Raw genomic sequence first — 24,540 nt, 5'->3', positions numbered from 1 at the left:
CCTTCAGGGGGCGAAGCGTTCCGGTTGCGCCTCGGCCAGGATGACGGCGAACAGATCGTCGGGGTCGGTCCATTCCATGACCGGCGTCCAGCCGCCGGCGCGCAGCAGGATACGCGCGTCGCGCGGGCCGTATTTGTGGCTGTTCTCGGTATGGATGGTCTCGCCGGCGTCGATGGAGAATGGTCGCCCCTCGACCTCGAACGACACGTCGCGGGTCGCCTCCAGGTGCATTTCGATTCGTGCCCGGTCATCGTTCCAGATCGCGCGATGGCGGAAGGCGTCGAGCGGGATCGTGCCCTCCAGCTCGCGATTGATCCGCGCCAGGAGATTGCAGTTGAACGCCGCCGTCACGCCGGCCGCATCGTCGTAGGCGCGAACCAGCACGGCTTCGTCCTTCACGCGGTCCATGCCGATCAACAAGCGTGCGCCCTGGCCGAGCGACCCGCGCATGGCCCGCAACAGGTCGACGGCAGCGCGCGGGATGAGATTGCCGATGGTGGAGCCAGGGAAGAAGCCAAGTTTCGGCGCGCTGGCAATGGTGCGGGGCAGATCCACCAGCCGCGTGAAGTCCGCCTCAAACGGCAGGACCAGCAGGGCGGGATAGCGGGCCGACAGCACGCGCGAGGATTCGCGCAGCATGTCGCCGGAAATGTCGATCGGGACGTAAGCGCTGGGCCGGACCGCATCGAGGATCAATGGCGTCTTCGTCGAGGAACCCGAGCCGAACTCAACCACCGCCGACCCAGGGGGGATCTGGGCAGCAAGCTCCGGTGCGATCCGCTCCAGCAGCGCCGTTTCGGTGCGGGTCGGGTAATATTCCGGCAGGCGGGTGATCTCTTCGAACAGATCCGATCCACGGCGATCGTAGAACCAGCGCGCCGGAATGGCCCGGGGGCGAAGCGCAAGGCCGTTCAGAACGTCCGCGCGGAACTGCGGATCGGCAAGGGAGGCTTGGCCGTCCTCAATTTCCTGCTTCAGCATTGGCTTCCTTCCTGTTTTGGCGCGCCGTCCGGTTGATGAGCGCAAGCGCCCGCGCAGCGACGTTTTTTGTCAGCGGTCCCGGGCCAGCCGGACGCCGGTGAATTGCCAGCGCTGGTGGGGGTAGAAGAAGTTGCGGTAGGAGGCGCGAGCGTGGCCGCGCGGCGTGGCGCAGGATCCCCCGCGCAGCACGAACTGCCCGCTCATGAACTTGCCGTTATATTCGCCCACAGCGCCGTCGGCGGCCGAAAAGCCAGGATAGGGACGATAGGCGCTGCCCGTCCATTCCCAGACGTCGCCGAAGAACGCCGGGCCGCTCTCGGCAGGCCGCGGTTCGACCGCGCCGGCCGAATCCAGCTGGTTGCCGCCATTCGGATCATCGGCCGCGGCGGCTGCCTCCCACTCGGCTTCCGTCGGCAATCGGGCGCCTGCCCAGCTTGCATAGGCATCCGCCTCATAGAAGCTGACATGAGTCACCGGCGCGGCGGGGTCGATCGGGCGGCGGCCGTCCAGTCCGAAGCGGGTCCAGACGCCGTCGCGCTCTTCCCAATAGAGCGGCGCATGGATCCCCTCGCGCTGCAGCCAGGACCAGCCGTCCGACAGCCACCAGCGAGGCTCCCGATAGCCCCCGTCGGCAATGAATTGCTGCCACTCGCCGTTCGTGACGGTCCGATCCGCGAGGGAATGCGCCGAAACCAACGTGCGGTGGCGCGGCCCCTCGCAATCGAAGGCGAAGCCCTGACCATCATGGCCGATCTCGATCACGCCCTCATCGCGGTCGAGCCAGTTGATCGTGTCCGGCATTGCCACGGGGACCTTGGGCGCGGGCGACCACAAGGCCGGTTCCAGCGGGTTTTCGGAAAACAGGTGGAGGATGTCGGTAAGCAGCAGTTCCTGATGCTGCTGTTCGTGATGACAGCCGAGCTCCACCAGATCGCGCGGCGTACCGCCGAGAGAGGGCAGCGCCGTGATCAACGCCGAGTCCACCGCCGCGCGATAGACCTTCACTTCAGCAAGGGTCGGGCGTGTCACCATGCCGCGCCGACCACGCGCATGGCGGCGCCCCTCGGCCTCGTAATAGCTGTTGAAAAGAAAGGGAAAGCGCGGGTCGTGCAGCCGATAGCCGGCGACGTGATCGCGCAGAACGAACGTTTCGAAAAACCAGGTGGTATGCGCCAGGTGCCATTTGGCGGGAGACGCATCATCCATCGACTGAACGGTGGCGTCAGCGTCGCTCAGCGGCGCTACCAGCGCCTCGCTGAGCGAACGGACCCGGCCGAACCGGGCGGCCAGATCATCGTGCGAGGTGGCTTCCCTCGGCTGCATCTACCGTTGAACCTTCCATGACCGTCGCTGCGCAAGCGCGCACGGGCAAACGTGGAAGGAAGGTGAATGCCCCCTCCGACCATCCGCTAACCTCGATCAAGGTTCAACCAACAGCCGGCCTTTTGGTTCATCACGCGGCGCACGGCCGCGCGCGATCAGGTGCGCCCGGCAGCGAACAGCAGAACGACGACGATGATGACGGCCAGCCCCTGAAACAGGATGCGCTGCTGCATCATCTTGTTCGATTTGAGCTGTCCTTGCGTCGGACCGGCGGTGCCGGTTCCCCGAGCCTCCGCGCTGGCGTTCTGAAGGAACGCCACAATGCCGCGCACCAGCGCAACCAGCGTCGCAATCAGCGCCGCAATGAGGAGGATGACCAGGAACGTCTGCATGGACCCAATCTAGGCATCGCCCGTGCCAATGGGAACCCGTCCCGCACGCAGTTCCGCGGCGAGCGCTAGGCCGTCGGCGCCGCCTTCGCGCATGTCTGCCAGAGCCGGGGCACCGTGCCGCTTGGCCAGTCGCAGGCCATCGGGCCCGGTGAGCAGCGGATGGTGGTGATAGGCCGGCGTGGGCAGATCAAGCAGCGCCTGGAGCAGGCGATGGACGTGGGTGGCGGCGAACAGATCCCGTCCGCGCACCACGTCTGTCACGCCCTGCCATGCGTCGTCCACCGTGACCGCGAGATGATAGCTGGCCGGCGCATCCTTGCGGGCGAGCACCACGTCGCCCGCCGACAGCGGGTCGGCGGCGATGACAATGCCGTGGTCCTGCCAAGTGATCGGCCCGGTACGCGCGACGGCTTTCGCCATGTCGAGTCGCCAGCAATGCGGCCGATCGGGATGATGCGGCACCCGCGCGCGGCAGGTGCCGGGGTAGAGCGGTTCGGCGCCATGCGGGGCGGACAGGCTGGCGGCGGCGATCTCCGCGCGGGTACAATAGCAGCGATACAGCAGGCCCATGTCGCGCAGCCGGTCAAGCGCCTCGGCATAAGCGGGAAGACGATCGGACTGGTGGAGCACCTCGCCATCCCAGGTGAGCCCGAGCCAGGCGAGATCGGCGATGATCGTCTCGACATGTTCGGGGCGGCTGCGGGTGCCGTCGATATCCTCGATCCGCAGCAGGAAGCGGCCGCCGCGGCTGCGGGCGAGATCATGGGAGAGGATTGCGCTGTACGCGTGGCCGAGGTGCAGCCGGCCGGTTGGTGAGGGGGCAAAGCGAGTGACGATCACGCGTGGGCATGTGTAGAGGCGCGGCGCGCGCGGCAAGACTCCGCTTGGCCAAGGCGCGGTACTTGCAACGCTAGCTATTGTGGCGGAGGCAAGCCGGCGGCGCTCCCGATGATCGGAAGCGCCGGGGCGAGTCTTCGCTCAGCGGCCGCTGAACACCGGTTCGCGCTTTTCCATGAAGGCCGCGACGCCTTCCTTATGGTCCTCGGTGGACATGAGGCGGCGAATCGTCTCGATCGCCCAACCGCCCAATTCTCGCGGATCGCCATAAGCGGCGCGGCGAAGGCCTTCTTTCATGTAGCGCAGTGCGAGTGGCGGATTCGCGGCGATGCGCGCGGCGAGCGCGCGGGCCTGCGTCATCAGCTCCGCATGCGGCACGACCTCGCGCACCAAGCCGATGCGCGCCGCTTCGCCCGCGTCGATCACGTCGCCGGTGAACAGCAGTTCCGCCGCCTTTGCCGGGCCGACGATCGCGGGCAGGCGATAAAAGCCGCCGACATCGCACACGAGCCCGCGCTTGATGAACAATTCCGCGAATTTCGCCTTCTCCGATGCGAGGCGGATGTCGGCATAAAGCGCCAGTTCCATGCCCCAGCCGACCGCGGCACCGTTCACCGCGGCGATCACCGGCTTGTCGCATTCCAGCGCAGCAATGGCGGCGGGGGTGGGCTGGTGGCGGACCACCGGCGGCGCCTTGCGCGCAGTGAAGGAATCCGGGCCAGCCATGATCTCCGCCACGTCGTCGCCCGAACAGAAGGCGGGATCGGCGCCGGTGACGATCACGCAGCGAACGTCCTCGTCAGTCACCGAGCGCCGGAACGCCGCCTCGAGTCGGCCATAGGCATCCCAGTTCAGCGCGTTGCGTCGCTCCGGACGATTGAGCGTGATTGTCGCGACATGATCAGCGACCTCATAGGTAACAGTGTCGGTCAAATATCCTCTCCCCTTGACCCGGTGAATCGCCGGCTGTCATCATGGCGTCATCGCTTGGCGTGACATCACGCCACGACACGGTATCGAAGGGGGACCTGCTTGTTCCATCCCGATCTGATCCGCCATCCGGACGCGTGCCCGACGCTCGTTCTGAACGCCGACTATACGCCTTTGTCTTATTATCCGCTCAGCATCTGGCCATGGCAGACTGCGGTCAAGGCAGTGTTTCTCGACCGGGTCGACATTGTCGCCCATTATGAGCGCGAGGTGAGAAGTCCCACGCAGTCGATCCGGCTGCCATCGGTGATCGCGCTGAAACAATATGTGAAGCCGTCACAATTTCCGGCCTTCACCCGGTTCAACCTGTTCCTGCGGGATCGATTCGCCTGCCAATATTGTGGCAAGCATGTGCGCGAACTGACATTCGACCATGTGGTGCCGCGCGCGCAGGGTGGCCGCACGACATGGGAGAATGTCGTCACGTCTTGTTCCCCCTGCAACTTGCGCAAGGGCGGGCGGACACCGAAACAGGCGGCGATGCCGCTCCATATCGAGCCGATCCGCCCGACCAGCTGGCAGCTCCAGGAGCATGGCCGAAGCTTTCCTCCCAACTATCTCCACGAAACGTGGCACGATTGGCTTTATTGGGACGTTGAGCTGGAAGCCTGATCTTGAGGGAGGTTAATCGGGGATGCGATCGTTGATGATGCTGGCGGCGTGCGGTTCGCTGCTGGCAGCCTGTGGCACGCGCGAAGAACAGAATGATCACGCCGCGGCCAATAACTATACGCCGCCCACCGTGACCTCCCGGCTTGATTTCGGCAGCGAGATCGAGCGGCGGTTCCACCGCATGGACGTGAACGGTGACGACCGCATCGTGGCCGACGAACTGCCGGAGCGGCTGCGCCCGATGATCGCGCGCGGAGATACCAACAAGGATGGCGCGCTCAGCCCGCAGGAATCGGGTGACCTGATGCTCGACTGGTTCGATCGCAATGATCTGAACAAGGACGGCACGCTGACCAGCGAGGAACGCGACACCTATCGCAAGCGCCGACAGGAGGAACGCCAGACCACACCTGGCGAAGCTGCGCGTTGACGGCGGTGGTCGGCGGGTTGCAGCATGGCGGAATGAGCGCGCTTCCGTCGATCACCAACAATGATGATATCCGGTATCTCGGGCGAGTCCTGGGGGATGTGATCCGGGCCTTGGGCGGGGAGCGACTGTTCGCCGCCACCGAAGCGATCCGCTCGGCATCGGTCGAGCGGCATCGCGGCGCCGGGATCGCGGTGGATCACCATCTCGAGGCGTTGTCGCTCGACGAGACGCTCGATTTCGTTCGCGGCTTCATGCTCTTCTCTATGCTGGCCAACCTGGCGGAGGACCGGCAGGGGATAACGGCAGAGGAAGGGGCGGACGTTGCTTCCGCGGTGGAGCGACTCGCGGACGAGGGCGTCGACCGCGACGCCGTGCTGGCGCTGCTCGACCATGCGCTGATCGCGCCGGTGCTGACCGCCCACCCGACCGAGGTGCGGCGCAAGAGCATGATCGACCATCGCAACCGCATCGCCGAACTGATGGCGCTTCGCGATACGGGCGCGGAGGAAACGCCGGACGGCGACCGCATCGACGAGGCGATCGTTCGGCAGGTCGCGCTGCTGTGGCAGACCCGCGTGCTCCGCCGCGAACGGCTGTACGTGACGGACGAGGTGGAAACCGCGCTCAGTTATCTGCGCGACGTGTTCTTGCCGGTGATCCCTGCGCTGTACCAGCGGTGGGACCGCGCGATGGGACAGCGTGTCCCCGGGTTCCTGCGGCCGGGAAGCTGGATCGGTGGCGATCGCGACGGCAACCCGTTCGTGACGGCTGAATCGCTGAAGGTCGCGCTGGGCAAGGCCTCGGGCGCGGCGATTGGCTATTATCTCGATCAGCTGCATGCGTTGGGCGCGGAACTGTCGATCTCGGCGGATCATGCACCGGTGGACCCGGCCGTGATCGCATTAGCCGAAGCCAGCGGGGATGATGCCGAAAGCCGGCGTGACGAGCCATATCGTCGCGCGCTGTCGGGGATCTACGCGCGCCTGGCGGCTACCTATCGCAAGCTGGTAGGCACCCGGCCGCCACGGCCGGCGGCGCGTGACGCAGAGCCGTATCCCGATCCCCGCGCCTTTCGCGCGGATCTGGTTGCCATGGCGCGCGCCTTGTCCGCCGCGGGTGGCGGCCTGCTCGCCAGCGGCGGAGTGATTGGGCGTTTGATCCGCGCGGTGGAAGTGTTCGGGTTTCATCTCGCGACGCTCGACCTGAGGCAGAACAGCGCTGTTCATGAGCGGGTGGTTGGCGAGTTGCTGGCCCGCGCCGGTGTCTGTGCCGATTACGCGACGCTGAGCGAGGACGAGCGGGTGGCGCTGCTGACCCGCGAACTTGCCACGGCGCGGCCGCTGACCAGCCGCTTCATCAGTTATTCCGAGGAAACCGCCAAGGAGCTCGCGATCGTCGCAGCGGCGGCAGAGGCACACGCGACTTACGGACGGGCGTGCATCCGCCAGTATATTGTGTCGATGTGCACTTCGGTCAGCGACCTGCTCGAAGTGCATCTGCTGCTGAAGGAAGTTGGCCTTTATGTGCCGGGCGATCCCCCGCAGGCGCAGGTGATGGCCGTGCCGTTGTTCGAAACGATCGGGGATCTGGAAGCTGCGCCGGGCATCATGAGCGCTTGGTTCGCACTGCCGGAAGTGGCAGCGATCGCCCGCGCGCGTGGCCACCAGGAAGTGATGATCGGTTATTCCGACAGCAACAAGGACGGCGGCTATCTTACGTCCACCTGGCAACTCTCCAAAGCATCGACGGCGCTGAAGCCGGTGTTCGAAGCGGCCGGCGTTGGCATGCAGCTGTTCCACGGCCGCGGCGGCGCCGTGGGGCGCGGTGGCGGGTCCAGCTTCGCCGCGATCCGCGCACAGCCGCCGGGCACGGTGCAGGGCCGCATCCGCATCACTGAGCAGGGCGAGGTGATCGCGGGCAAATACGGCACCCGCGAAAGCGCGATTACGAACCTGGAGGCCATGGCATCGGCCACGCTGCTGGCCAGCCTGTCGCCAGCGCCGCTTTCCAATGCCGAAAATGAAACCTTCGCCCGAGCGATGGACCGGCTCTCCGACGCCGCCTTCCACGCCTATCGCGATCTCGTTTACGGCACGGAAGGGTTCAACACCTTCTTCCGGCAGATGACCCCGATCGCCGAAATTTCCGGACTCAAGATCGGTAGTCGCCCGGCAAGCCGGAAGAAGTCGGCAAAGATCGAGGACCTGCGCGCCATTCCCTGGGTGTTCAGCTGGGCGCAGGCGCGCGTGATGCTGCCCGGCTGGTATGGCGTGGGTCAGGCGATCGCGGCGTTCGAGGACAAGGTGCTGCTTGCGGAGATGGCCGAGGGCTGGCCGCTGTTCGCCGCCACGCTCGCCAATATGGAAATGGTGCTCGCCAAATCGGACATGGGCATTGCCGAACGCTACGCGAGCCTCGTCGAAGACGAGAAGTTGGGGCATCGCATCTTCTCGCGCATCCACGATGATTGGCAGATCACGCAGGACGGGCTGTTGCAGGTGACGGGGCAGTCGCGGCTGCTGGAAAAGCATCCCACCCTGGACGCGTCCATCCGTCTGCGTCTGCCGTATATCGAGCCGCTCAATCTGCTGCAGATCGAATTGATGCGCCGTCACCGCGCCGGGGAGGATGATGCGCGGATTGCCGAAGGCATTCTCCTGTCGATCAATGCGATCGCCACGGCGCTACGCAATTCGGGGTGAAGGATCCGGTGACGACTGCTAGCCGGCGCTGACGCTGGCTGCCCTTTGCTGTTGCGAGTTATTCGCGATTGCTCTAGCCGGATGTCGAAAGCGGCTGACCTCAGCGCGTAGATGGAATGGGCATGCAGGCCAGCGACGTGGACGTGACGGGTGAACAGCGAGTGTCGGGCGAACGGCCTCGGACCGCGTCTTCCCGTCCCGTTGCCCCTGCCAAGCCCAGGAAGAAGGTTCGCGCCTTCTGGCTGAAGCAGCTGCATATGTGGCATTGGGTCAGCGCGGCCGTTTCATTGGCCGGCATGTTCCTGTTCGCGATCACCGGCATCACGCTGAATCATGCGGCAACGATCGGCGCCGAGCCGCAAGTGACGCGCGCGGAAGCGACGCTGCTGCCGCCGCGGCTGGCTGAATTGCGCGGAGACCATGCCGCCGACGCACCGCTTCCCGCCTCTGTTGCCAGCGCGGTGGCGGCGGCGGTGGCCGTCGACCCGGCGGGCCGGCCCGGTGAGTGGTCGGACGAGGAAGTCTATGTCGCCATGCCTGGGCCGGGCCGGGACAGCTGGGTCAGCATCGATCGGGAAAACGGCACCATTACCGCGGAGACGACCTGGCGCGGCTGGATCTCCTATTTCAACGACCTCCATAAAGGCCGCAACACCGGGGACCCGTGGTTCTGGTTCATCGACGTCTTTGCGGTTGCCTGCATCATCTTCACCCTGACGGGGCTGCTGCTGTTGCAGCTTCACGCCCGGCATCGTCCGTCCACCTGGCCGCTGGTCGCCACGAGCATCATCGTGCCGCTGCTGCTGGCCCTGTTCCTGATCCACTGAGGGAGCTTTCGCGAACCCATGCGCCCTGCCTATCTGCTTCTTGCCGGCGTGGTGAGCGCGCCCGCCGCCGCCCAAACCGTCAGCGTCACCGTACCGCGGCTGAAGGTCGCCGAATATCACCGGCCCTATGTTGCAGGGTGGCTGGAGCCGGCATCCGGCGGCGCGGCGCGCACCGTATTCGTCTGGTATGACGTAAAAAAAGGCGGCGCCGAGCCGGGGACCAAGTGGCTCGCCGATCTGCGCAGCTGGTGGCGCAAGGGCGGCCGAAGCCTGAAGCTGCCGGCCGACGGTGTCAGCGGTGCAACCCGAGCGCCCGGCACCTATCAGATCCCGCTGCCCAAGAACCTGCCGGCGGGGCAATATGTGCTGAACGTCGAGGCCGCGCGCGAAACCGGCGGGCGGGAATTGGTGCGTGTGCCGATCACTGTGCCCGGTCGCGGCGGCAGCGCCAGCGGCAGCACCGAGCTCGGCTCCATCACCGTTCGTTGAGGAAGATCACCATGCGCCTGAAGACCATCCTGCTCGCCGCCGTGGGCGCCGCAACGCTTGCAGCTCCCGCCCGCGCGCACCGTCAATGGCTGTTGCCATCGACCACCACTTTGTCCGACACCAACCAATATGTGACGGTGGACGCGGCGGTTTCGAACGACCTCTTCTACCCGGATCACGTCGCCATGCGGCCCGAGCAGATCAAGGTGTGGGCACCCGATGGCACGCAGGGTGCGATCGAGAACGCCGCGACTGGTCGTCATCGCTCCACGTTCGACGTCAAGGTCGACAAGCCCGGCACGTGGAAGATCGGCACCGAAATGTCCTCGGTGATGGGCAGCTTCAAGCTGAATGGCGAGACGTGGCGGGTAGGCGGCCGACGCGGCCCGCCGCCGGCAGCGGGCGCCGGTGCGCCGCAGGGGGCACCGCGGGTACAGAGCGTCGCCACGCCGGCGGAGATTCCGGCGGGCGCGACGGATGTGAAGCTGACCGAGGTCATGGGTCAGAACGCCATCTATGTCACGGCCGGCGCGCCCAGCGACGGCGTCTTCAAGCCGACCGGCAAGGGGCTGGAGATGCAGCCGGTTACGCATCCGAGCGAGCTGGTGTCGGACGAGGAAGGTCAGTTCCGCTTTCTGGTTGACGGCAAGCCCGCTGCCGGTGTGACCGTGACGGTGGTGCCTGGGTCGAAGAAGTTCCGCGAAAACGAAGCGGTCCAGGAGCTGACCACCGGCGCGGACGGGCTGCTGCGCGTCAAATGGCCAGTGCCCGGCATGTACTGGATGAGCGCAACCGTGACGGACGCCAAGGCGAGCGTTCCGCGTGCGACGGAGCGGCGCATGACCTTCACCACCACGCTCGAGGTGCCGGCACCCTGAGACGAGGCCGTGGCGTCGCCCGACATTCCGGCGGGACAGCCAAGGCTGCTGGTGCCTGAGATCGACCCGGCCGCTTTGGCCGGGTGGAGCCCCGATCTAGCCGTGCGGGAGCTCGGCGGCACCACAATGGGGACGCGATGGCAGGTGAAGCTTGCAGCGTCGGCCGGGCTGGACGTGGACAGTATCGGCCGCGCGATCGAACGCCGGCTGGATCAGCTCGTTTCGGAAATGAGCCACTGGCTGCCGGATTCGCTGATCAGCCGGCTCAACCGCGCTCCGCCCGGACGCTGGACGATGCTGCCACCGGACTTCGCGACAGTGATCGCCGCGGCGCTGGACGTGGCAGTGGCGTCGGGTGGAGCATTCGACCCCGCCCTGGGGAAGTTGGTTGATCTATGGGGCTATGGACCTCGGCGAGCGACGGCAGCACCGACGGCGGAGGCAATCGCGGCGGCAGTGCAGACGGGCGGATGGCGAAAGCTCGCCTTTGATCCCCCGGCGCGCCGTTTGCAGCGCCGGGCGGACGTACGGCTCGACCTGTCCGGCATCGCCAAAGGTTATGCCGTCGATTGCCTTGCCGCGGTGGTGGCCGAGCACGGCGTCGGGCACAGTCTCGTTGAGATCGGCGGCGAGTTCGTGGGGCGCGGGATACGGCCCGATGGCGATCCCTGGTGGGTGGACCTGGAGACGCCGGGCGCTCTTGGGTTGCCGCTGCGGTTGGCGCTTCATCAGCTCGCCGTGGCGACGTCCGGAGATTATGTCCGCGGGCGGCACACCATCGACCCTCGAACCGGCGGGCCGGTGGGCCATGCGCTGTTGGTCAGTGTTGTTCATCGCTCGGCGATGCTGGCGGATGCCTGGGCCACTGCGCTCAGCGTGGCTGAACCAACGGAGATGAAGGCGCTTGCGGAGGCGAACGACCTCGCCGCGCGGGCATTGATCCGGCAGCCCGAGGGACTGATCGAATGGTTCAGCCCCGCCCTTTCCCGGATGCTGGTTGATTAAACGGGCGCCTGTACGAAGGGGCACCTGCGGGCGCGGACCCGCACCGGCATGCGCCGCGTTCATTCCAGATGATCGGCCGGCTTGCCTTTGCTTCAGACCCGCGCACTGCGGCGCAAGAGGCGTTTGCGGAGGCGCTCGGCGGATTTGATCCGGATGGCACGATCGCCATCCTGTCGCATTTCGACGCGGATGGGCTGGCGGCGGCCGCTGTGCTGGCGCGGGCGCTCGAGCGAGCGGGACGCCGCCATGCCATTCATCTGACGGGAAAGGGTGAGACGCCCTGGGATCCGGACGTGGCGAGCCGCCTTTCCGCCGGTGACCCGGCGGGGCTGATCCTGCTCGACCTTGGCACGCGGGCCACTCCCGTGCTGCCCGGATGCCCGACGGTCGTCATCGATCATCATGTGCCGACCGGCGAGCCTGCGGGTGCGATCACGATCAGCGGCAACGGCCTGTCGCCTGAGCCGACCAGTGCGCTGCTGGCGTATTGGGCGGCGGGAGCGCTGGGGGATGTCGACGACCTGCTCTGGCTCGCCGCGATCGGCCTAATCGGCGACATGGAGGAAGGCCGTGACTTTCCCGAGCTTGCCGAAGCACAGGCGCGCTGGGGCAAGACAGCGCTGCGCGACGCGGTGTCGCTGATCAACGCGCCCCGACGCACCGCTGCGGCGGATGCCGGCCCGGCGCTGCGGCTGCTGCTCAGCGCCGATGGGCCCAAGGCAATCACCAAGGGCGTGAATGCGGATTCCGAGGCATTGCGGGCAGCGAAGGCCGAAGTTCGCGCTGCCATGGACGTGGGCAAGCGCCAGCCGCCCGTGGTGGTGGGGGACGTGGCGCTCATCACACTCGACACGCCATGCCAGATCCATCCGCTGGTGGCGCAGCAATGGCGCGGCCGGCTGAAGGACAAGATCGTCATCGCGGCCAATCATGGCTACCGCCCCGGGTGGGTCCATTTCGCCGCGCGATCGGCAAGCGGACGCAACCTCATCGACTTTCTTGCCGAACACCGGCCGCCGGATGCGGATGGCCGCTACGGCAACGGCCATGCCCAGGCCACCGGTGGCGCACTGACTTTGGCCGATTGGAACAGTTTCGTGCGCGGCCTCGGCATCCCTCAGGCGCAGGTGCTTTCATGACAGACAACAGCCGTCCGCTTCGCCTCGGTTTTCCCGTGAAGGTGATGGGCAAGCCTGGCCTGAAATCCGGCGACACTCGTCGATGGCAGAAGAACCCGCATCTCAAATGCTCGTTGGAGCTGCTCGACACGGTGCTGGACTATCTGAAGGCCGAGAAGCTCGACATGTACCGCCTGTCGTCGGACATCGCGCCCTACGCGACCCATCCCGACATGCCGCAGTTTCACAACATGGTGGCCGAAAGCGATGCCGAGTTGCGCGCGTTCGGCGCCAAGGCCCGCGCGTATGACATCCGCCTGTCATTCCACCCGTCGCAATATGTTCTGCTGAACGCGCCCAATCCGGAGCTTACCAAGAAGAGCATCTGGGATCTGTCCAGCCAGGCCGAGATGCTGGACCGTATGGAGCTTAACGACGAAGCGGTGATGATCACCCATGTCGGGGGCGTCTATGACGATCATGAAGCGAGCCGTGCCCGCTGGATCGAGGGGTGGGAGCAATGCCCCGAACACGTGAAGCGGCGCTTGGTGCTGGAAAATGACGACATCCGCTTTTCGGCCGCCGACGTGTTGTGGATCCACGAGCGAACCGGCGTGCGCTGCGTGTTCGACTACCAGCATTTCTGGTGCCTCAATCCCGAGCGGCTGGATATGCGCGACACGCTGGAACGATTTCTCGCCACCTGGCCCGCCGGCGTGCGACCGAAGATTCATTTCTCCTCGCCGCGTACCGAGATGCGGGAAGTGAAGCAGAAGATCACCGCCAAGCAGCGGGCAGACGCCAAGGCGGGCAAGGGGCGGGCGCGCAAGGGCGAGGTGCTGAAGGCGCCGGTAAAGGCAACCGCCCGCGTGAAGACTGTGCTTCGGCCGCCGATCTGGACGGGTCACGCCGATTTCACGAACCCGTTCGAATTCGCCACCTTCATGCGCATGGCCGACGGGCTGCTCTTCGACGTGATGATGGAGGGCAAGGCGAAGGATCTCAGCCTGCTGAGGCTGCGTCCGGATCTGCTGCGCTTCGCCCCCGACGTCGCGGCACGGTTCGGCATCACGCAGGAGGATGCGGCGGATCTGGCCGCCGACGAGGCGCGGCTCGATGGCGGTGTGAGCGCCGACGACGAGCCGGACGTGGACGAAGGGTTGATGGCGGCGGAATGAGCCGTTCGTGCGTTGTGTTCCCGGCCGAGATCTGGAGGCATCATGGACATCACGAAACTGCCGGCAGGTGAGCCGGCGCCCAGCGACAGCGACTGCATCAGGATCCAGGAACTGGACGATGGTCGTTACCGCTTGAACGGATCAGTGCTGTTCCGCTGCGGCGATACCGACGCTGCTGAATCAGTGTCGCTGGTCGGGGGTGAACCCTATGCGACCTATGACGATGCGGAGGCTGCCGGCCTCGCCTGGGCAAACGAACATTGCGCGGAAAAGCTGTACGTCAGCCGGTCGGCCGGAACGGCGCCCTTGCCCGACGTGATCTGACGGGCGGGACCGCCAGACCGTTCACTCCTCGGCCGAGCCATAGTCCGAGATATGGCGGCGCGGCCCGCCATCACCCTTGCGGTTCAGGGCCTGGCGAACGCGGTCGAGCAGGTCGGCGCGGCGATAGGGCTTACCCAGGACGTCGAGCCCGCTGCGCAGCGGACCATCGGCGACCAGTTCCTCGTTATAGCCGGTCGTCATCAGCACCGGCACGTCAGGCGCGATCTTGGCGATTTCCTGTGCCAGCACGATTCCGTTGATGCCGCCTGGCATGACGAGATCGGTGAACACGAGATCGATCGATTCCTCGGGCGCGCTCCGGAAGGCGGCCAAGCCCTCTTCGCCGGTTTCGGCGGTGGTGATCCGGTAGCCGACCTCCTCCAAGATCTCCCGCGCAAGGGCGAGGACTTCCGGGCTGTCTTCGACCACCAGGATGTGGGCGCCCGACTGATTTGACGATGCCGGCTTGCTGTTTTGCTGCGGCTCAGGGGCGAGATCGCGTTCGTAGCGGGCGGCGACGGGGAACAGCATCCGGACCGTGGTTCCCTTGCCCGGCGTGCTCTCGATCTCCAGCCGCCCACGCGACTGCTGAACGAAGCCGCTGGCCATGGCGAGGCCCAGGCCGGTACCCTTGCCCACACCCTTGGTCGTGAAGAACGGCTCGACCGCGCGTTCGATCACCTCCGGCGTCATGCCTTCGCCCTCGTCGCGCACCTGCACTGCGACATATTCGCCGGGCGAGAGGCCGCGCGACGCAGCGTCGCCGTTCAGCCGCACCCGGGCGGTGGAAAGCTCGATCACTCCGCCGGTCGGCATCGCGTCCTTGGCATTGAGCGCGATGTTGAGGACCGCCATTTCGAATTGCTGCGGATCGAGCAGCGCCTTGGGCAGGCCCCGGCGCAGGCTGAAGTGAAGCTCCACCTTCTTGCCGAGCGCGCTTTCCATCACGTCGGCGAAGCTGTTGAGGCACTCGCTGACGTCCACCGGCCGGGGATCGAGCCGGGTCTTGCGTGCAAAGGCGAGCAATTGGCCGGTGAGCTTTGCGCCGCGTTCAGCGGCCCCTCGCGCACTTGCCAGATAGCGCAGCACGCGTTCATCGGAGCTGCGGGCCACGGCGAGCTCGAGATTGCCGTTCACCACCTGAAGCAGATTGTTGAAATCGTGCGCAAGGCCGGCAGTGAGCTGTCCCACCGCCTCCATCTTCTGCGCCTGCAGGTACGATCTTTCGCTTTCGCGTCGGCGGGTGACGTCGAGCTGGCTGGCGAAGAAGTAGAGCAGCTTGCCGGATGTGTCATAGACCGGGCCGATGAATACTGCGTTCCAGAACGGCGTTCCGTCGCGCTTGTAGTTCAGGATCTCCAGCGCGATCGACTGGTTCGCGGCCACGGCATCGCGCAGTTCGGCCACGCTTTCCGAATCGGTGCGAGCGCCCTGAAGGAACCGGCAGTTGCGGCCGAGAACTTCCTCCTCCTCATAGAGGGTGAGGTCGAGAAAGGCCTTGTTGGCAAAGACGATCGGGTTATCGGGCTGATGCGGATCGGTGAGGATCATCGGCATCCGCGTCATCTCGATAGCGGCGAAGAAGACGTTGCCGCGATTGTTCAAGCCAGGTTCGGTGATGGTGCTTTCGCGCCAGTGCCGCTTGCCGTCGCTGCTAGCACCCAGCGGCTCGTGCGCGCCTACGTCCATCGCGCCCGCAGCGGGGACGCCAGCGCTCTGGCCGTTACCTTCAATGTCGATGGTGGTGTTCCCGGAGTCCTTTTCCGCCACGTCGTCATCCGAATTAACCGCATTTGGCCGGCCATTTACCGGGCGGTGGTTCGCATTAGAAGAGTCTATTCAGCCAGTTGTTCCGGGAATGGCTGGACGCGACAGGTTGTTGCGCGGGCGGTGGCTGCCACGTAACGGCGGGCGTATGAAGCTCCTGTCCTCGGCAGCAATTGCTGCGCTCGCCCTTTCGCTTGCCACCAACGCCGCCGCGGAAATGCAGCGCTACAGCGTGATCTTCGGGGGCAAGAACGTCGGCCATCTGAATGCCGATGTGCAGGGCGACCGCACGGCCATCGACTTCGATTACAAGAACAACGGCCGCGGCCCGACGATGAAAGAGACCCTGCAGCTCGATGCCAAGGGCCTGCCTGTCGCTTGGGACATCAACGGCACAACCACCTTCGGCTCCAAGGTCGAGGAGCATTTCGCGCGACAAGGGGCGCAGGCCACTTGGACGGATGCTACCGGCAAGGGGACGGCCAACGCCACGGGTTCGGCCGTCTATGTGGCCCAGAGCGGCAGCCCCTGGGCGACCGCACTTTATGCCCGCGCCATCATGAAGGCGGGCGGCACCACGATCACCGCACTGCCGGGTGGGACGCTGACGCTGACCAAGGGCGAGACGCTGACGGTGAACGGCACCGGCGGGCCACTGAAGGTCACGCGTTATGATCTCGGCGGGATCGAGACCACGCCGGACACGGTCCTTCTCGACGAGAAGGGCGAGATGTTCGCGAGCGTGTCTCCCCGGCAGGTGATCGTGCGCGCCGGCTATGAGGATGAAGCGGAGCGGCTGAAGACCCTGGCCGCGCAATGGTCCACCGACCGGTTCGTCGCGATCAACAAGAAGGTGGCGCACCGCTATTCGGGAACGGTGCGCATCCGCAACGTGCGGGTGTTCGATTCGAAGACCGGCACGGTCGGCGCGCCAGCGTCGGTGCTGGTATCCGGCAACAAGATCATGGGCGTCGAGCCGTTGACGCAGAAGGGCGGCAAGGGCGAGGTCGTGATCGACGGCGCTGGCGGCACGATCATTCCGGGCATGTACGAGATGCACGCCCACACCGGACAGGAAGGCGCGCTGCTGAACCTGGTGGCCGGTGTCACCACCATGCGCGACATGGGCAATGACAATGCGGTGCTCGACAAGCTGATCGAGCGCATCGACGGCGGCGTGATCGCCGGGCCGCGCATCGTTCGCGCGGGCTTCATCGAAGGCAAGAGCCAGTTCAGCGCCAACAACGGCATTCTCGTCAACAGCGAGGCGGAGGCCGTTGCGGCAGTCCGCTGGTATGCCGACCACGGCGGCTATTGGGGCGTGAAGTCGTACAACAGCATGAATCCGGCGTGGATCCCCGCGCTGGTGAAGGAAGCCCATGCGCGCGGCCTGAAGGTGGCCGGCCACGTGCCCGCGTTCGCCACCGCCGATCAGATGATCGAGGCCGGCTTCGACGAAATGACCCATATCAACCAGTTCATGCTGCAATGGGTGATCAAGCCGACCGAGGACACGCGTACGCTGTTCCGGCTGACCGCGCTGAAGCGGCTGCCATCGCTGGATCTCAACAGCGAACGGGTGCAGCATACGATGGGCCTCGTCACCGCGCGCAAGACGCCGATCGACGTGACGCTTGGCATCCACGAGAACCTGCTGCTCAATCGCGATGGCCAGATGGCACCGGGTGCGGCGGACTATTTCGATCACTTGCCGATCGGCGCTCAGCGCGGTCTGAAGCAGGCGTGGATCGACGCAACCGCGCCGGGCGATGATGCGGCGTATCGCGGCGCCTATGACAAGATCGTCGCGACGGTGCGGATGCTGAACGAGCGCGGCGCGATGATCGTGCCGGGCACCGATACGGGCGGATCCTTCACCTTTCACCGCGAACTGGAACTGTACCAGCAGGTCGGCATGACGCCTGCGCAGATCCTGACCCGCGCGACCTGGGATATGGCCAAGTACCTCAGGCAGGATGCGACGCTCGGCTCAGTCGAGAAGGGCAAGCTGGCTGACTTCTTCCTAGTGCCGGGCGATCCGACCAAGGATTTCAAGGCGGTCAAGAGCATCGCCATGGTCGTGAAGGACGGCACCTTCTATTATCCGGCAGAAGTCTATCCCGAGTTCGGCATCAAGCCGTTCGCGCCCGCACCCTTAGTGAGCGGCGCTGCCAACTGATCGGCTGCGCGGGGCGGTCTTGGCCGCCTCGCGCACCCGGTAGTGCAGGGGTGAGGCCCCGCGCTTTTCACCGCCCTGCCGCCGGCAAGCTTTCGCTGGCCGATAAGCCTCGAAAAACCCTGGCGGATCACCATCTTGCTGATCATGCCCACCAACGCACCGCTGGTTCTTGCCTTTGGCGACAGCCTTGTCGCCGGATATGGCCTTGCTGCCGACCAGAGCTTCCCCGCCCAGCTTCAACATCGCCTGCGCGAGCGGCAAGCGGGGGCGCGGGTGATCAATGCCGGCGTGTCGGGCAACACCAGCGGCGACGCCCGGCGCCGTCTGCCGAGTGTGCTGTCGCGGCTGACCGAGCGTCCGGATCTCGCCATCGTGCAAATTGGCGCCAATGACGTTTTGCGGGGCCTCTCGCCCGCGCAAACGGAGGGCAATCTGGACGCGATCCTTCTTGAGTTCAGCCGCTGTGACATCCCGGTTCTGCTGACCACGCTGGAGCCGCCGGCGTTCCTGCGTGCGCGAACCGGCGCTTTTCTGGGCATCCATCAGGAGGTTGCCGCGCGACACGGCACGCTGCTGGCCAGCTTCTTCCCAGCCGGCGTTCTCGGCCATCCTGCCATGGTGCTCGCCGATCGAATTCACCCGAATGGCGCCGCGATCACCGCTGTTGTCGACCATCTGCTGCCGACGATTGAAGGCGCGCTTTCGCCCGTTGACGGGGCGCGCGCCGCCTAACGGTTTGATCGATCCGGCAGTTTGTTCCTGAAGAACTGATCGATTTCCTCGCTGTCGTTGACGAATTTATGTCGCTTTCAACGGCGTCGCATCAGCCTAGTCTTGGCGCACAATGTGCCGAGGATGAGGAGATCCCCCATGGACGCGACGACCAGCGGCTGCCCGGTTACCGGAAGCCCCCTCAGCGATCATTCCAAGGAACCGGCGGCGCTTCGCAAGTTGCTCGGCCGTACGAACCGGGATTGGTGGCCGAACCAGCTGTCGCTGGAAATTCTTCAACAGGATGGCCTGTCGGGAAATCCGATGGGCGACGACTTCGATTACGCCGCGGAGTTCAAGACGCTCGACCTGGAAGCAGTGAAGGCTGATCTTCGCGCGCTGATGACCGACAGCCAGCCGTGGTGGCCGGCCGATTACGGTCACTATGGCCCGTTCTTCATCCGCATGGCGTGGCACTCGGCCGGCACCTATCGCACCGGCGACGGGCGCGGCGGCTCGTCGTCGGGCGCGCAGCGGTTCGCCCCGCTCAACAGCTGGCCGGACAACGGCAACCTCGACAAGGCGCGGCGCCTGTTGTGGCCGATCAAGCAGAAATATGGCCGCAAGCTGAGCTGGGCGGACCTTTTCATCCTGACCGGCAATGTCGCGATCGAATCGATGGGCGGCCCGGTGTTCGGCTTCGGCGGCGGGCGCGAGGACGTGTTCGAGCCGGAAAAGGACATCTATTGGGGCACCGAGGAGGAATGGCTCGGCCAGACGCGCATCGACGAGAAATCGGGCCTGGCGCTCGAAAACCCGCTCGCGGCAATCCAGATGGGCCTTATCTACGTCAATCCGGAAGGGCCGGGCGGCGAGCCTGATCCCAAGGGGTCGGCGCGCGACATCCGCGAGACGTTCCACCGCATGGGCATGAACGACGAGGAAGTCGTTGCGCTCACCGCCGGCGGCCACACTTTCGGCAAGGCGCATGGCGCGGGCGACGCATCGCTCGTCGGGGCGGAGCCGGAAGGCGCTGACATCGCCCAGATGGGGCTTGGCTGGGCCTCCACCCACGAAAGCGGCATGGGCGATCACACGATCACCAGCGGCATCGAGGGCGCGTGGACGCCGACGCCGACGAAATGGGACATGACCTATTTCGAGATGCTGCTCGACCACGAATATGAGCTGGTGAAGAGCCCGGCCGGTGCGTGGCAGTGGCAGCCGATCGGCAACCCGCCGGAGACGCTGGCGCCCAAGGCGCATACGCCCGGCGTCAAGGTGCCGACGATGATGACCACCGCCGACATGGCGATGAAGGTCGACCCGAAGTATCGCGAGATCTCCGAGCGGTTCCGCAACAACCCGGATCAGTTCGCCGACGCCTTCGCCCGTGCGTGGTTCAAGCTGTGCCACCGCGACATGGGGCCCAAGATCCGCTACCTCGGCCCGGACGTGCCGGCAGAGGATCTGATCTGGCAGGATCCGATCCCCAAGGCCGATTACGCGATGATCGATGCGGCGGACGTGAACGCGCTGAAGCAGAAGATCGCTGCTTCGGGCCTGTCGACGAGCGAACTGGTGAAGACGGCCTGGGCCTCTGCCTCGACCTATCGCCAGTCGGACCATCGCGGCGGCGCGAACGGCGCGCGCATCCGGCTGGAGCCGCAGCGCAGCTGGGACGTGAACGAGCCGGAGAAGCTGGCCCGTGTGCTCAACGTCTATGAGCGCATCAAGGCGGACTTCGATGGCAGCGCGAGCGGCGGCAAGAAGGTGTCGATCGCCGACCTGATCGTGCTGGGCGGCAGCCTGGGCGTGGAGCAGGCGGCGAGGGCGGCCGGCCACGACATCGAGGTGCCGTTCACACCCGGGCGCACCGATGCCACGGAAGAGCAGACCGATGCGGCGAGCTTCGAGGTGCTGGAACCCAAGGCCGACGGCTTCCGCAATTACCTGCAGGTGCGGTTCAACGTGCCGACCGAGGAGCTGCTGGTCGACCGGGCGCAGCTGCTGGGGCTGAGCGGGCCGGAGATGACCGTGCTGGTGGGCGGCATGCGCGTGATCGGCGCCAATCATGGCGATACCGACCATGGCGTGCTGACCGACAAGCCGGGGCAACTGACGAACGACTATTTCGTCAACCTGCTCGACATGGGCACGGCGTGGAAGCAGGTGGATGAGGAGAGCGACGAGCTCTACGTCGGCACCGACCGCGCCACCGACGAGCCGCGGTGGCGGGCATCGCGCACCGACCTGGTGTTCGGCGCCAATTCGCAGCTGCGCGCGCTGGCCGAAGTCTATGCCTGCGACGACGCGAAGGAGAAGTTCGTGAAGGACTTCGTCGCGGCCTGGACCAAGGTGATGGAAGCCGATCGCTTCGACCTGAAGTACAAGTAATCGCAGCCTAGACGGTGACACAGGGGCCGCGGCATCCACGGGTGCCGCGGCCCTATGCGTATGCAGAGACCGTTACGGTGGCGGAACCGTGGCACGCGGCGCGCCGTTCAGCACCGGATGGCAGATGAACCGCACAGCGTCGGCGACATACTCGACCGACTTGACGAACTGGCAGACGAGAAGGACGAAGTGTCGCTCGGTCAGACGATCGAGGCGTTCGGAAACCGAAGCTACGCTCCCTTTCTGGTCATCATCCCGCTAATCGATATTTCGCCAGTCGGCTCGATACCCGGCTTGCCGACTGTGCTGGCGCTGGTGATCGTGCTGACGGCTGTGCAAATGCTGTTCGGCCGAAAGCATCTCTGGCTGCCGGGTTTTCTTGCCAATCGCTCGCTCAGTTCCGAGAAAGTGAAGAAGGCGGTCGAGAAGGTCCGGCCGGTCGGCAAGCGGATGGACAAGTGGTTCCACGGACGGCTGCCGGGGCTGACGAAGGGGCCGATGGTCAGGGTGGCGGCTGCTGCGATCCTCGTGCTGACCCTGGCGATCCCGCCACTGGAGCTATTGCCGCTGGCGACCACGGCGCCGATGGCTGCGATCGCGGCGTTCGGCATGGCCTTGCTGGTCAAGGACGGTCTGCTGATGATCGTCGCCTTCGTGGCGGCTGGAGCGGCGCTGGCGGTGGCGGCCGGCCTGCTCAGTTCGCGCGCCTAGCCTTCGGCTAAAGGGCGCGTTGAGCGCTGGGACGATCGTCGCCCAGTGACATGCCGGCCGGTCGGCGGTCAGGCTTCTCGCCTTATCGGCGCCTGTCGTTGTCACGCAGAGCGCGACTGTCCGCCCGGGTGACGACGATCGGGCAGGAGGAGTGCGGCACGACCCGCACTCCCTCCCGGCGTTCAGCGGCGCGGCTTGCCCTTGGCGGCTGGCTTAGCGTTGCTCGCGGGCTTGGCGCTGGGGAGCGTTGCGGGCGCGTCCAGCGACGGCGGCGGGGTGACCGGCGCTGCCTGATAAGGCGGGGGATTATCGGCCGCGATGTAAGCGTGGAGGATACGCGTGGGGTTCGCCGGCGGCTCGCCCTTTTCGATCGCATCGACATATTGCATGCCCTGAAGCACGCGCCCGAAAACGGTGTACTTACCGTCCAGGCTGAGGCGCGGCATCAGCATGATGTAAAACTGGCTGTTTGCGCTGTTTTCGTCCTGGGCACGGGCCGCCGCGACCGCACCGCGTACGTGCGGCAGGTAATTGAACTCAGCCTTCACGTCAGGCAGGTCCGATCCGCCGGTGCCGTCGCCCTGCGGGTCGCCGCCCTGGGCCATGAAGCCGTCGATCACGCGGTGGAACGTGAGGCCGTCATAGAACTTGCGACGGGTCAGGTTCTTGATCCGGCGTACCATGTCGGGCGCCACGTCGGGGCGCAGCCAGATGGACACGCGGCCGCCGCTCGACAGGTCCAGCAACCAGGTATTCTCAAGGTCGGTCGTGGGCGGCGGCGTGTAGCGCTGCTTGGAAGCGGTTGCGGTCGCCTGCGTTTCCGGGGTCTTTTCCTGGGCCATGGCCGGCCCTGCCAGCAACGCTGCCAGCATCGCGATCATTCCAACAAACCGCATCGTCTTCCCAACCAGATCGTTTGACCGGGCCCTAAACCAGATCGCGCCTTGCGCCAAACTGAACTGCGCGACCGTGCGCGTTGCCCCTGAGGGCGTCGGCCTTGTGCCGCCGGAAGGGGTTACCTGCCGCGGCGCCCGGTCTCCGCGACACGCGCGACGACTTCCTCGCGCACCGCGGGGGTCACGAACTTGCCGATCTCACCACCGAAAATGGCGATTTCCTTGACCAGCCGGCTGGCGATCGGCTGCAATGCCACGTCGGCCATCAGGAAGACCGTCTCGATGCGATCATTCAACTGCTGGTTCATGCCCGCCATCTGATATTCGTATTCGAAGTCAGCAACGGCGCGCAGGCCGCGGACGATCACGCTCGCCCCTTCACGCTCGGCAAAGTCCATCAGCAACAGGTCGAAGCTGACCACGTCGATAGTCGCATCCAGGCTGGCGCATTCGCGCTTCACCATCATCATGCGTTCTTCCAGGCTGAACATCGGGCTTTTCGACGGATTGGTCGTCACGCCGATTACCAGCCGATCGACCAGCTTCGCGCCGCGGCGGATGATATCCATGTGGCCGAGGGTGATCGGGTCGAAAGTGCCTGGATAAACGCCGATGCGAGTGGTCATGCTCAATGGTCCCTTTGAAGCACGAAGCGCGCGATGTCGCGGAGCAGGTCCGCCTCGGGCCCGTAGTGGCGAAGATGGGCGATCGCTTGATCGACCAGCAACCGGCAGCGTTCGCGGGCCGGCTCAATGCCCAGCAAGGAGACGAAGGTTTCCTTGCCCGCGCCCGCATCCTTGCGCAGCTTCTTGCCGGCGAGCGCCTCGTCGCCTTCCACATCGAGGAGATCGTCGACGATCTGGAAGGCCAGGCCGACATCCCGGGCAAAACCACGCAGGTGAACGCGACCTTCCGGCGGCACACGGCCAAGGATCGCCCCTGCCTCCACCGCTGCCAGGATCAGGGCCCCCGTCTTCATCGCCTGCAGACGCGTAACGGTGGTGAGATCAAAGCTCGCGCGCTCGGCCTCAAGGTCCATCATTTGGCCGCCGGCCATACCGGCGGGCCCGGCCGCACGGGCAAGATCGAGCACCAGTTCCGCGCGTACGAACGGATCGGGATGGGTCGCCGGATCGGCGAGAACCTCGAATGCCAGCGCATGCAGGCAGTCGCCGGCCAGGATCGCGGTTGCTTCGCCAAACTGCTTGTGAACGGTGGGCCGGCCGCGCCGCAGATCGTCATCGTCCATCGCCGGCAGATCATCATGGATCAGCGAATAGACGTGGATCGCCTCCAGAGCCGTGGCGACACGCGCGGCGCAGTCCATGTCACAGTTGAACAGCCGAGCTGTGGCGAAAACCAGCAAAGGACGCAGCCGCTTGCCGCCATCGATCGCTGCGTGCCGCATGGCACGATAGAGATCCGCGCGCGGATCATCCGGGATCGTCAGGAGTGCGTCGAACCGTGCATCGATCTCGCGCGCGGTGTCGGCCAGTGCCGCTGCAAGCGCAGGGGACGGACTCATCCGGCGGTGAACGGCGTGCTGGTCGCGCGACCTTCCGCGTCGAGCCGGATTACCTCAATGCGCGCTTGCGCGGCATCGAGCCGTTCGGCGCAACGCGCGCGCAGCACATTGCCGCGTTCGTAGAGCTCGATTGCGTCCTGCAGCGGGGTGTCCCCGGACTCGAGGCGTGCGACGATCGACTCGAGTTCCTTGAGCGCGGCCTCGAACGTCAGGCTCTCCACAGGATTGTCCATGCGCGCGCTATGGGCCACGCCACCGCCAGGGGTCA

24 protein-coding genes are annotated in these 24,540 nt (G+C 65.7%); 14 read left to right on the top strand and 10 right to left on the bottom strand.

Features of this window, described 5'->3' with window-relative positions; all coding sequences use genetic code 11:
- Window positions 1-3 precede the first annotated feature (3 nt).
- From egtD to LQ954_RS11525, 5 genes are all read right to left on the bottom strand, one after another.
- Window positions 4-981 carry an L-histidine N(alpha)-methyltransferase gene (egtD, locus tag LQ954_RS11545; protein WP_231023243.1) on the bottom strand — a complete coding sequence of 326 codons (978 nt, stop codon included), beginning with the start codon at window positions 979-981 and terminating at the stop codon, window positions 4-6.
- A gap of 69 nt (window positions 982-1,050) precedes the next feature.
- Window positions 1,051-2,304: an ergothioneine biosynthesis protein EgtB gene (egtB, locus tag LQ954_RS11540; protein ID WP_231023242.1), complete on the bottom strand. Its 1,254-nt coding sequence runs from the start codon at window positions 2,302-2,304 to the stop codon at window positions 1,051-1,053.
- Between the two features lie 155 nt (window positions 2,305-2,459).
- Window positions 2,460-2,696: a twin transmembrane helix small protein gene (locus LQ954_RS11535; RefSeq protein ID WP_227771985.1), complete on the bottom strand. Its 237-nt coding sequence runs from the start codon at window positions 2,694-2,696 to the stop codon at window positions 2,460-2,462.
- Window positions 2,697-2,705: 9 nt separating this feature from the next.
- Window positions 2,706-3,536, bottom strand: a complete 831-nt coding sequence (gene gluQRS, locus LQ954_RS11530) for a tRNA glutamyl-Q(34) synthetase GluQRS (protein WP_227771984.1) — start codon at window positions 3,534-3,536, stop codon at window positions 2,706-2,708.
- Window positions 3,537-3,674: 138 nt separating this feature from the next.
- The gene (locus LQ954_RS11525; RefSeq protein WP_231023241.1) at window positions 3,675-4,466 is read right to left on the bottom strand and encodes an enoyl-CoA hydratase/isomerase family protein; all 792 of its coding nucleotides are present in this window, start codon (window positions 4,464-4,466) and stop codon (window positions 3,675-3,677) included.
- A 99-nt stretch (window positions 4,467-4,565) separates the two neighbouring features.
- Between LQ954_RS11525 and LQ954_RS11520 the strand changes: the two genes are divergently transcribed.
- The 10 genes from LQ954_RS11520 to LQ954_RS11475 all read left to right on the top strand — a co-directional run bounded on the left by LQ954_RS11520 (window position 4,566) and on the right by LQ954_RS11475 (window position 14,086).
- The gene (locus tag LQ954_RS11520) at window positions 4,566-5,135 is read left to right on the top strand and encodes an HNH endonuclease (protein WP_227771982.1); all 570 of its coding nucleotides are present in this window, start codon (window positions 4,566-4,568) and stop codon (window positions 5,133-5,135) included.
- Between the two features lie 22 nt (window positions 5,136-5,157).
- Window positions 5,158-5,565 (top strand): hypothetical protein, encoded by a 408-nt coding sequence (locus tag LQ954_RS11515; RefSeq protein ID WP_227771981.1) that lies wholly within the window; start codon window positions 5,158-5,160, stop codon window positions 5,563-5,565.
- 32 nt (window positions 5,566-5,597) lie between these two features.
- Complete coding sequence (gene ppc / locus LQ954_RS11510; protein ID WP_231023240.1) at window positions 5,598-8,267, top strand: phosphoenolpyruvate carboxylase; 2,670 nt, start codon at window positions 5,598-5,600, stop codon at window positions 8,265-8,267.
- Window positions 8,268-8,389: 122 nt separating this feature from the next.
- On the top strand, window positions 8,390-9,094 hold the full coding sequence (locus tag LQ954_RS11505; RefSeq protein ID WP_269142287.1) for a PepSY-associated TM helix domain-containing protein: 705 nt from the start codon (window positions 8,390-8,392) through the stop codon (window positions 9,092-9,094).
- 18 nt (window positions 9,095-9,112) lie between these two features.
- Window positions 9,113-9,583, top strand: coding sequence for a DUF2271 domain-containing protein (locus LQ954_RS11500; protein WP_227771978.1), 471 nt, complete (start codon window positions 9,113-9,115; stop codon window positions 9,581-9,583).
- 11 nt (window positions 9,584-9,594) lie between these two features.
- Window positions 9,595-10,461: a DUF4198 domain-containing protein gene (locus tag LQ954_RS11495; RefSeq protein WP_231023239.1), complete on the top strand. Its 867-nt coding sequence runs from the start codon at window positions 9,595-9,597 to the stop codon at window positions 10,459-10,461.
- A 9-nt stretch (window positions 10,462-10,470) separates the two neighbouring features.
- Entirely contained in the window at window positions 10,471-11,466 is a 996-nt protein-coding gene (locus LQ954_RS11490; protein WP_231023238.1) for an FAD:protein FMN transferase, read from the top strand.
- A gap of 68 nt (window positions 11,467-11,534) precedes the next feature.
- Window positions 11,535-12,605 carry a DHH family phosphoesterase gene (locus LQ954_RS11485; RefSeq protein ID WP_231023236.1) on the top strand — a complete coding sequence of 357 codons (1,071 nt, stop codon included), beginning with the start codon at window positions 11,535-11,537 and terminating at the stop codon, window positions 12,603-12,605.
- The gene (gene uvsE / locus LQ954_RS11480) at window positions 12,602-13,762 is read left to right on the top strand and encodes a UV DNA damage repair endonuclease UvsE (protein ID WP_227771974.1); all 1,161 of its coding nucleotides are present in this window, start codon (window positions 12,602-12,604) and stop codon (window positions 13,760-13,762) included. Before LQ954_RS11485 ends, uvsE begins: the two co-directional genes overlap by 4 nt.
- 42 nt (window positions 13,763-13,804) lie before the next feature.
- Window positions 13,805-14,086 carry a hypothetical protein gene (locus tag LQ954_RS11475; protein WP_227771973.1) on the top strand — a complete coding sequence of 94 codons (282 nt, stop codon included), beginning with the start codon at window positions 13,805-13,807 and terminating at the stop codon, window positions 14,084-14,086.
- A gap of 21 nt (window positions 14,087-14,107) precedes the next feature.
- Here LQ954_RS11475 and LQ954_RS11470 read toward each other — a convergent pair whose 3' ends face one another.
- The gene (locus tag LQ954_RS11470; protein ID WP_231023234.1) at window positions 14,108-15,856 is read right to left on the bottom strand and encodes a response regulator; all 1,749 of its coding nucleotides are present in this window, start codon (window positions 15,854-15,856) and stop codon (window positions 14,108-14,110) included.
- A gap of 145 nt (window positions 15,857-16,001) precedes the next feature.
- On the opposite strand from LQ954_RS11470, the gene LQ954_RS11465 reads away from it, so the two are divergent.
- From LQ954_RS11465 to LQ954_RS11450, 4 genes are all read left to right on the top strand, one after another.
- Window positions 16,002-18,032 carry an amidohydrolase family protein gene (locus LQ954_RS11465; RefSeq protein WP_227771971.1) on the top strand — a complete coding sequence of 677 codons (2,031 nt, stop codon included), beginning with the start codon at window positions 16,002-16,004 and terminating at the stop codon, window positions 18,030-18,032.
- Window positions 18,033-18,176: 144 nt separating this feature from the next.
- Window positions 18,177-18,764 carry an arylesterase gene (locus LQ954_RS11460; RefSeq protein ID WP_231023232.1) on the top strand — a complete coding sequence of 196 codons (588 nt, stop codon included), beginning with the start codon at window positions 18,177-18,179 and terminating at the stop codon, window positions 18,762-18,764.
- A 138-nt stretch (window positions 18,765-18,902) separates the two neighbouring features.
- Complete coding sequence (gene katG / locus LQ954_RS11455; protein ID WP_231023231.1) at window positions 18,903-21,140, top strand: catalase/peroxidase HPI; 2,238 nt, start codon at window positions 18,903-18,905, stop codon at window positions 21,138-21,140.
- A gap of 117 nt (window positions 21,141-21,257) precedes the next feature.
- Complete coding sequence (locus tag LQ954_RS11450) at window positions 21,258-21,851, top strand: exopolysaccharide biosynthesis protein (protein WP_227771968.1); 594 nt, start codon at window positions 21,258-21,260, stop codon at window positions 21,849-21,851.
- 182 nt (window positions 21,852-22,033) lie between these two features.
- On the opposite strand, the gene LQ954_RS11445 is transcribed toward LQ954_RS11450, so the two are convergent.
- From LQ954_RS11445 to LQ954_RS11430, 4 genes are all read right to left on the bottom strand, one after another.
- A complete protein-coding gene (locus LQ954_RS11445) occupies window positions 22,034-22,747 on the bottom strand; it encodes a peptidylprolyl isomerase (protein WP_231023229.1) in 714 nt (237 codons plus the stop codon).
- Window positions 22,748-22,866: 119 nt separating this feature from the next.
- Window positions 22,867-23,373 carry a pantetheine-phosphate adenylyltransferase gene (coaD, locus tag LQ954_RS11440; protein WP_227771966.1) on the bottom strand — a complete coding sequence of 169 codons (507 nt, stop codon included), beginning with the start codon at window positions 23,371-23,373 and terminating at the stop codon, window positions 22,867-22,869.
- Between the two features lie 2 nt (window positions 23,374-23,375).
- Window positions 23,376-24,272 carry a polyprenyl synthetase family protein gene (locus LQ954_RS11435; RefSeq protein WP_231023226.1) on the bottom strand — a complete coding sequence of 299 codons (897 nt, stop codon included), beginning with the start codon at window positions 24,270-24,272 and terminating at the stop codon, window positions 23,376-23,378.
- Window positions 24,269-24,505, bottom strand: a complete 237-nt coding sequence (locus LQ954_RS11430) for an exodeoxyribonuclease VII small subunit (RefSeq protein WP_231023225.1) — start codon at window positions 24,503-24,505, stop codon at window positions 24,269-24,271. Before LQ954_RS11430 ends, LQ954_RS11435 begins: the two co-directional genes overlap by 4 nt.
- Window positions 24,506-24,540: the final 35 nt, after the last annotated feature.

The organism is Sphingomonas sp. IC-11 (assembly GCF_021043365.1).
In the GTDB taxonomy this organism is placed as follows: domain Bacteria; phylum Pseudomonadota; class Alphaproteobacteria; order Sphingomonadales; family Sphingomonadaceae; genus Sphingomonas.
Note: the sequence above shows the minus strand (reverse complement) of the source record. Positions and strands in the feature narration are given on the sequence as shown.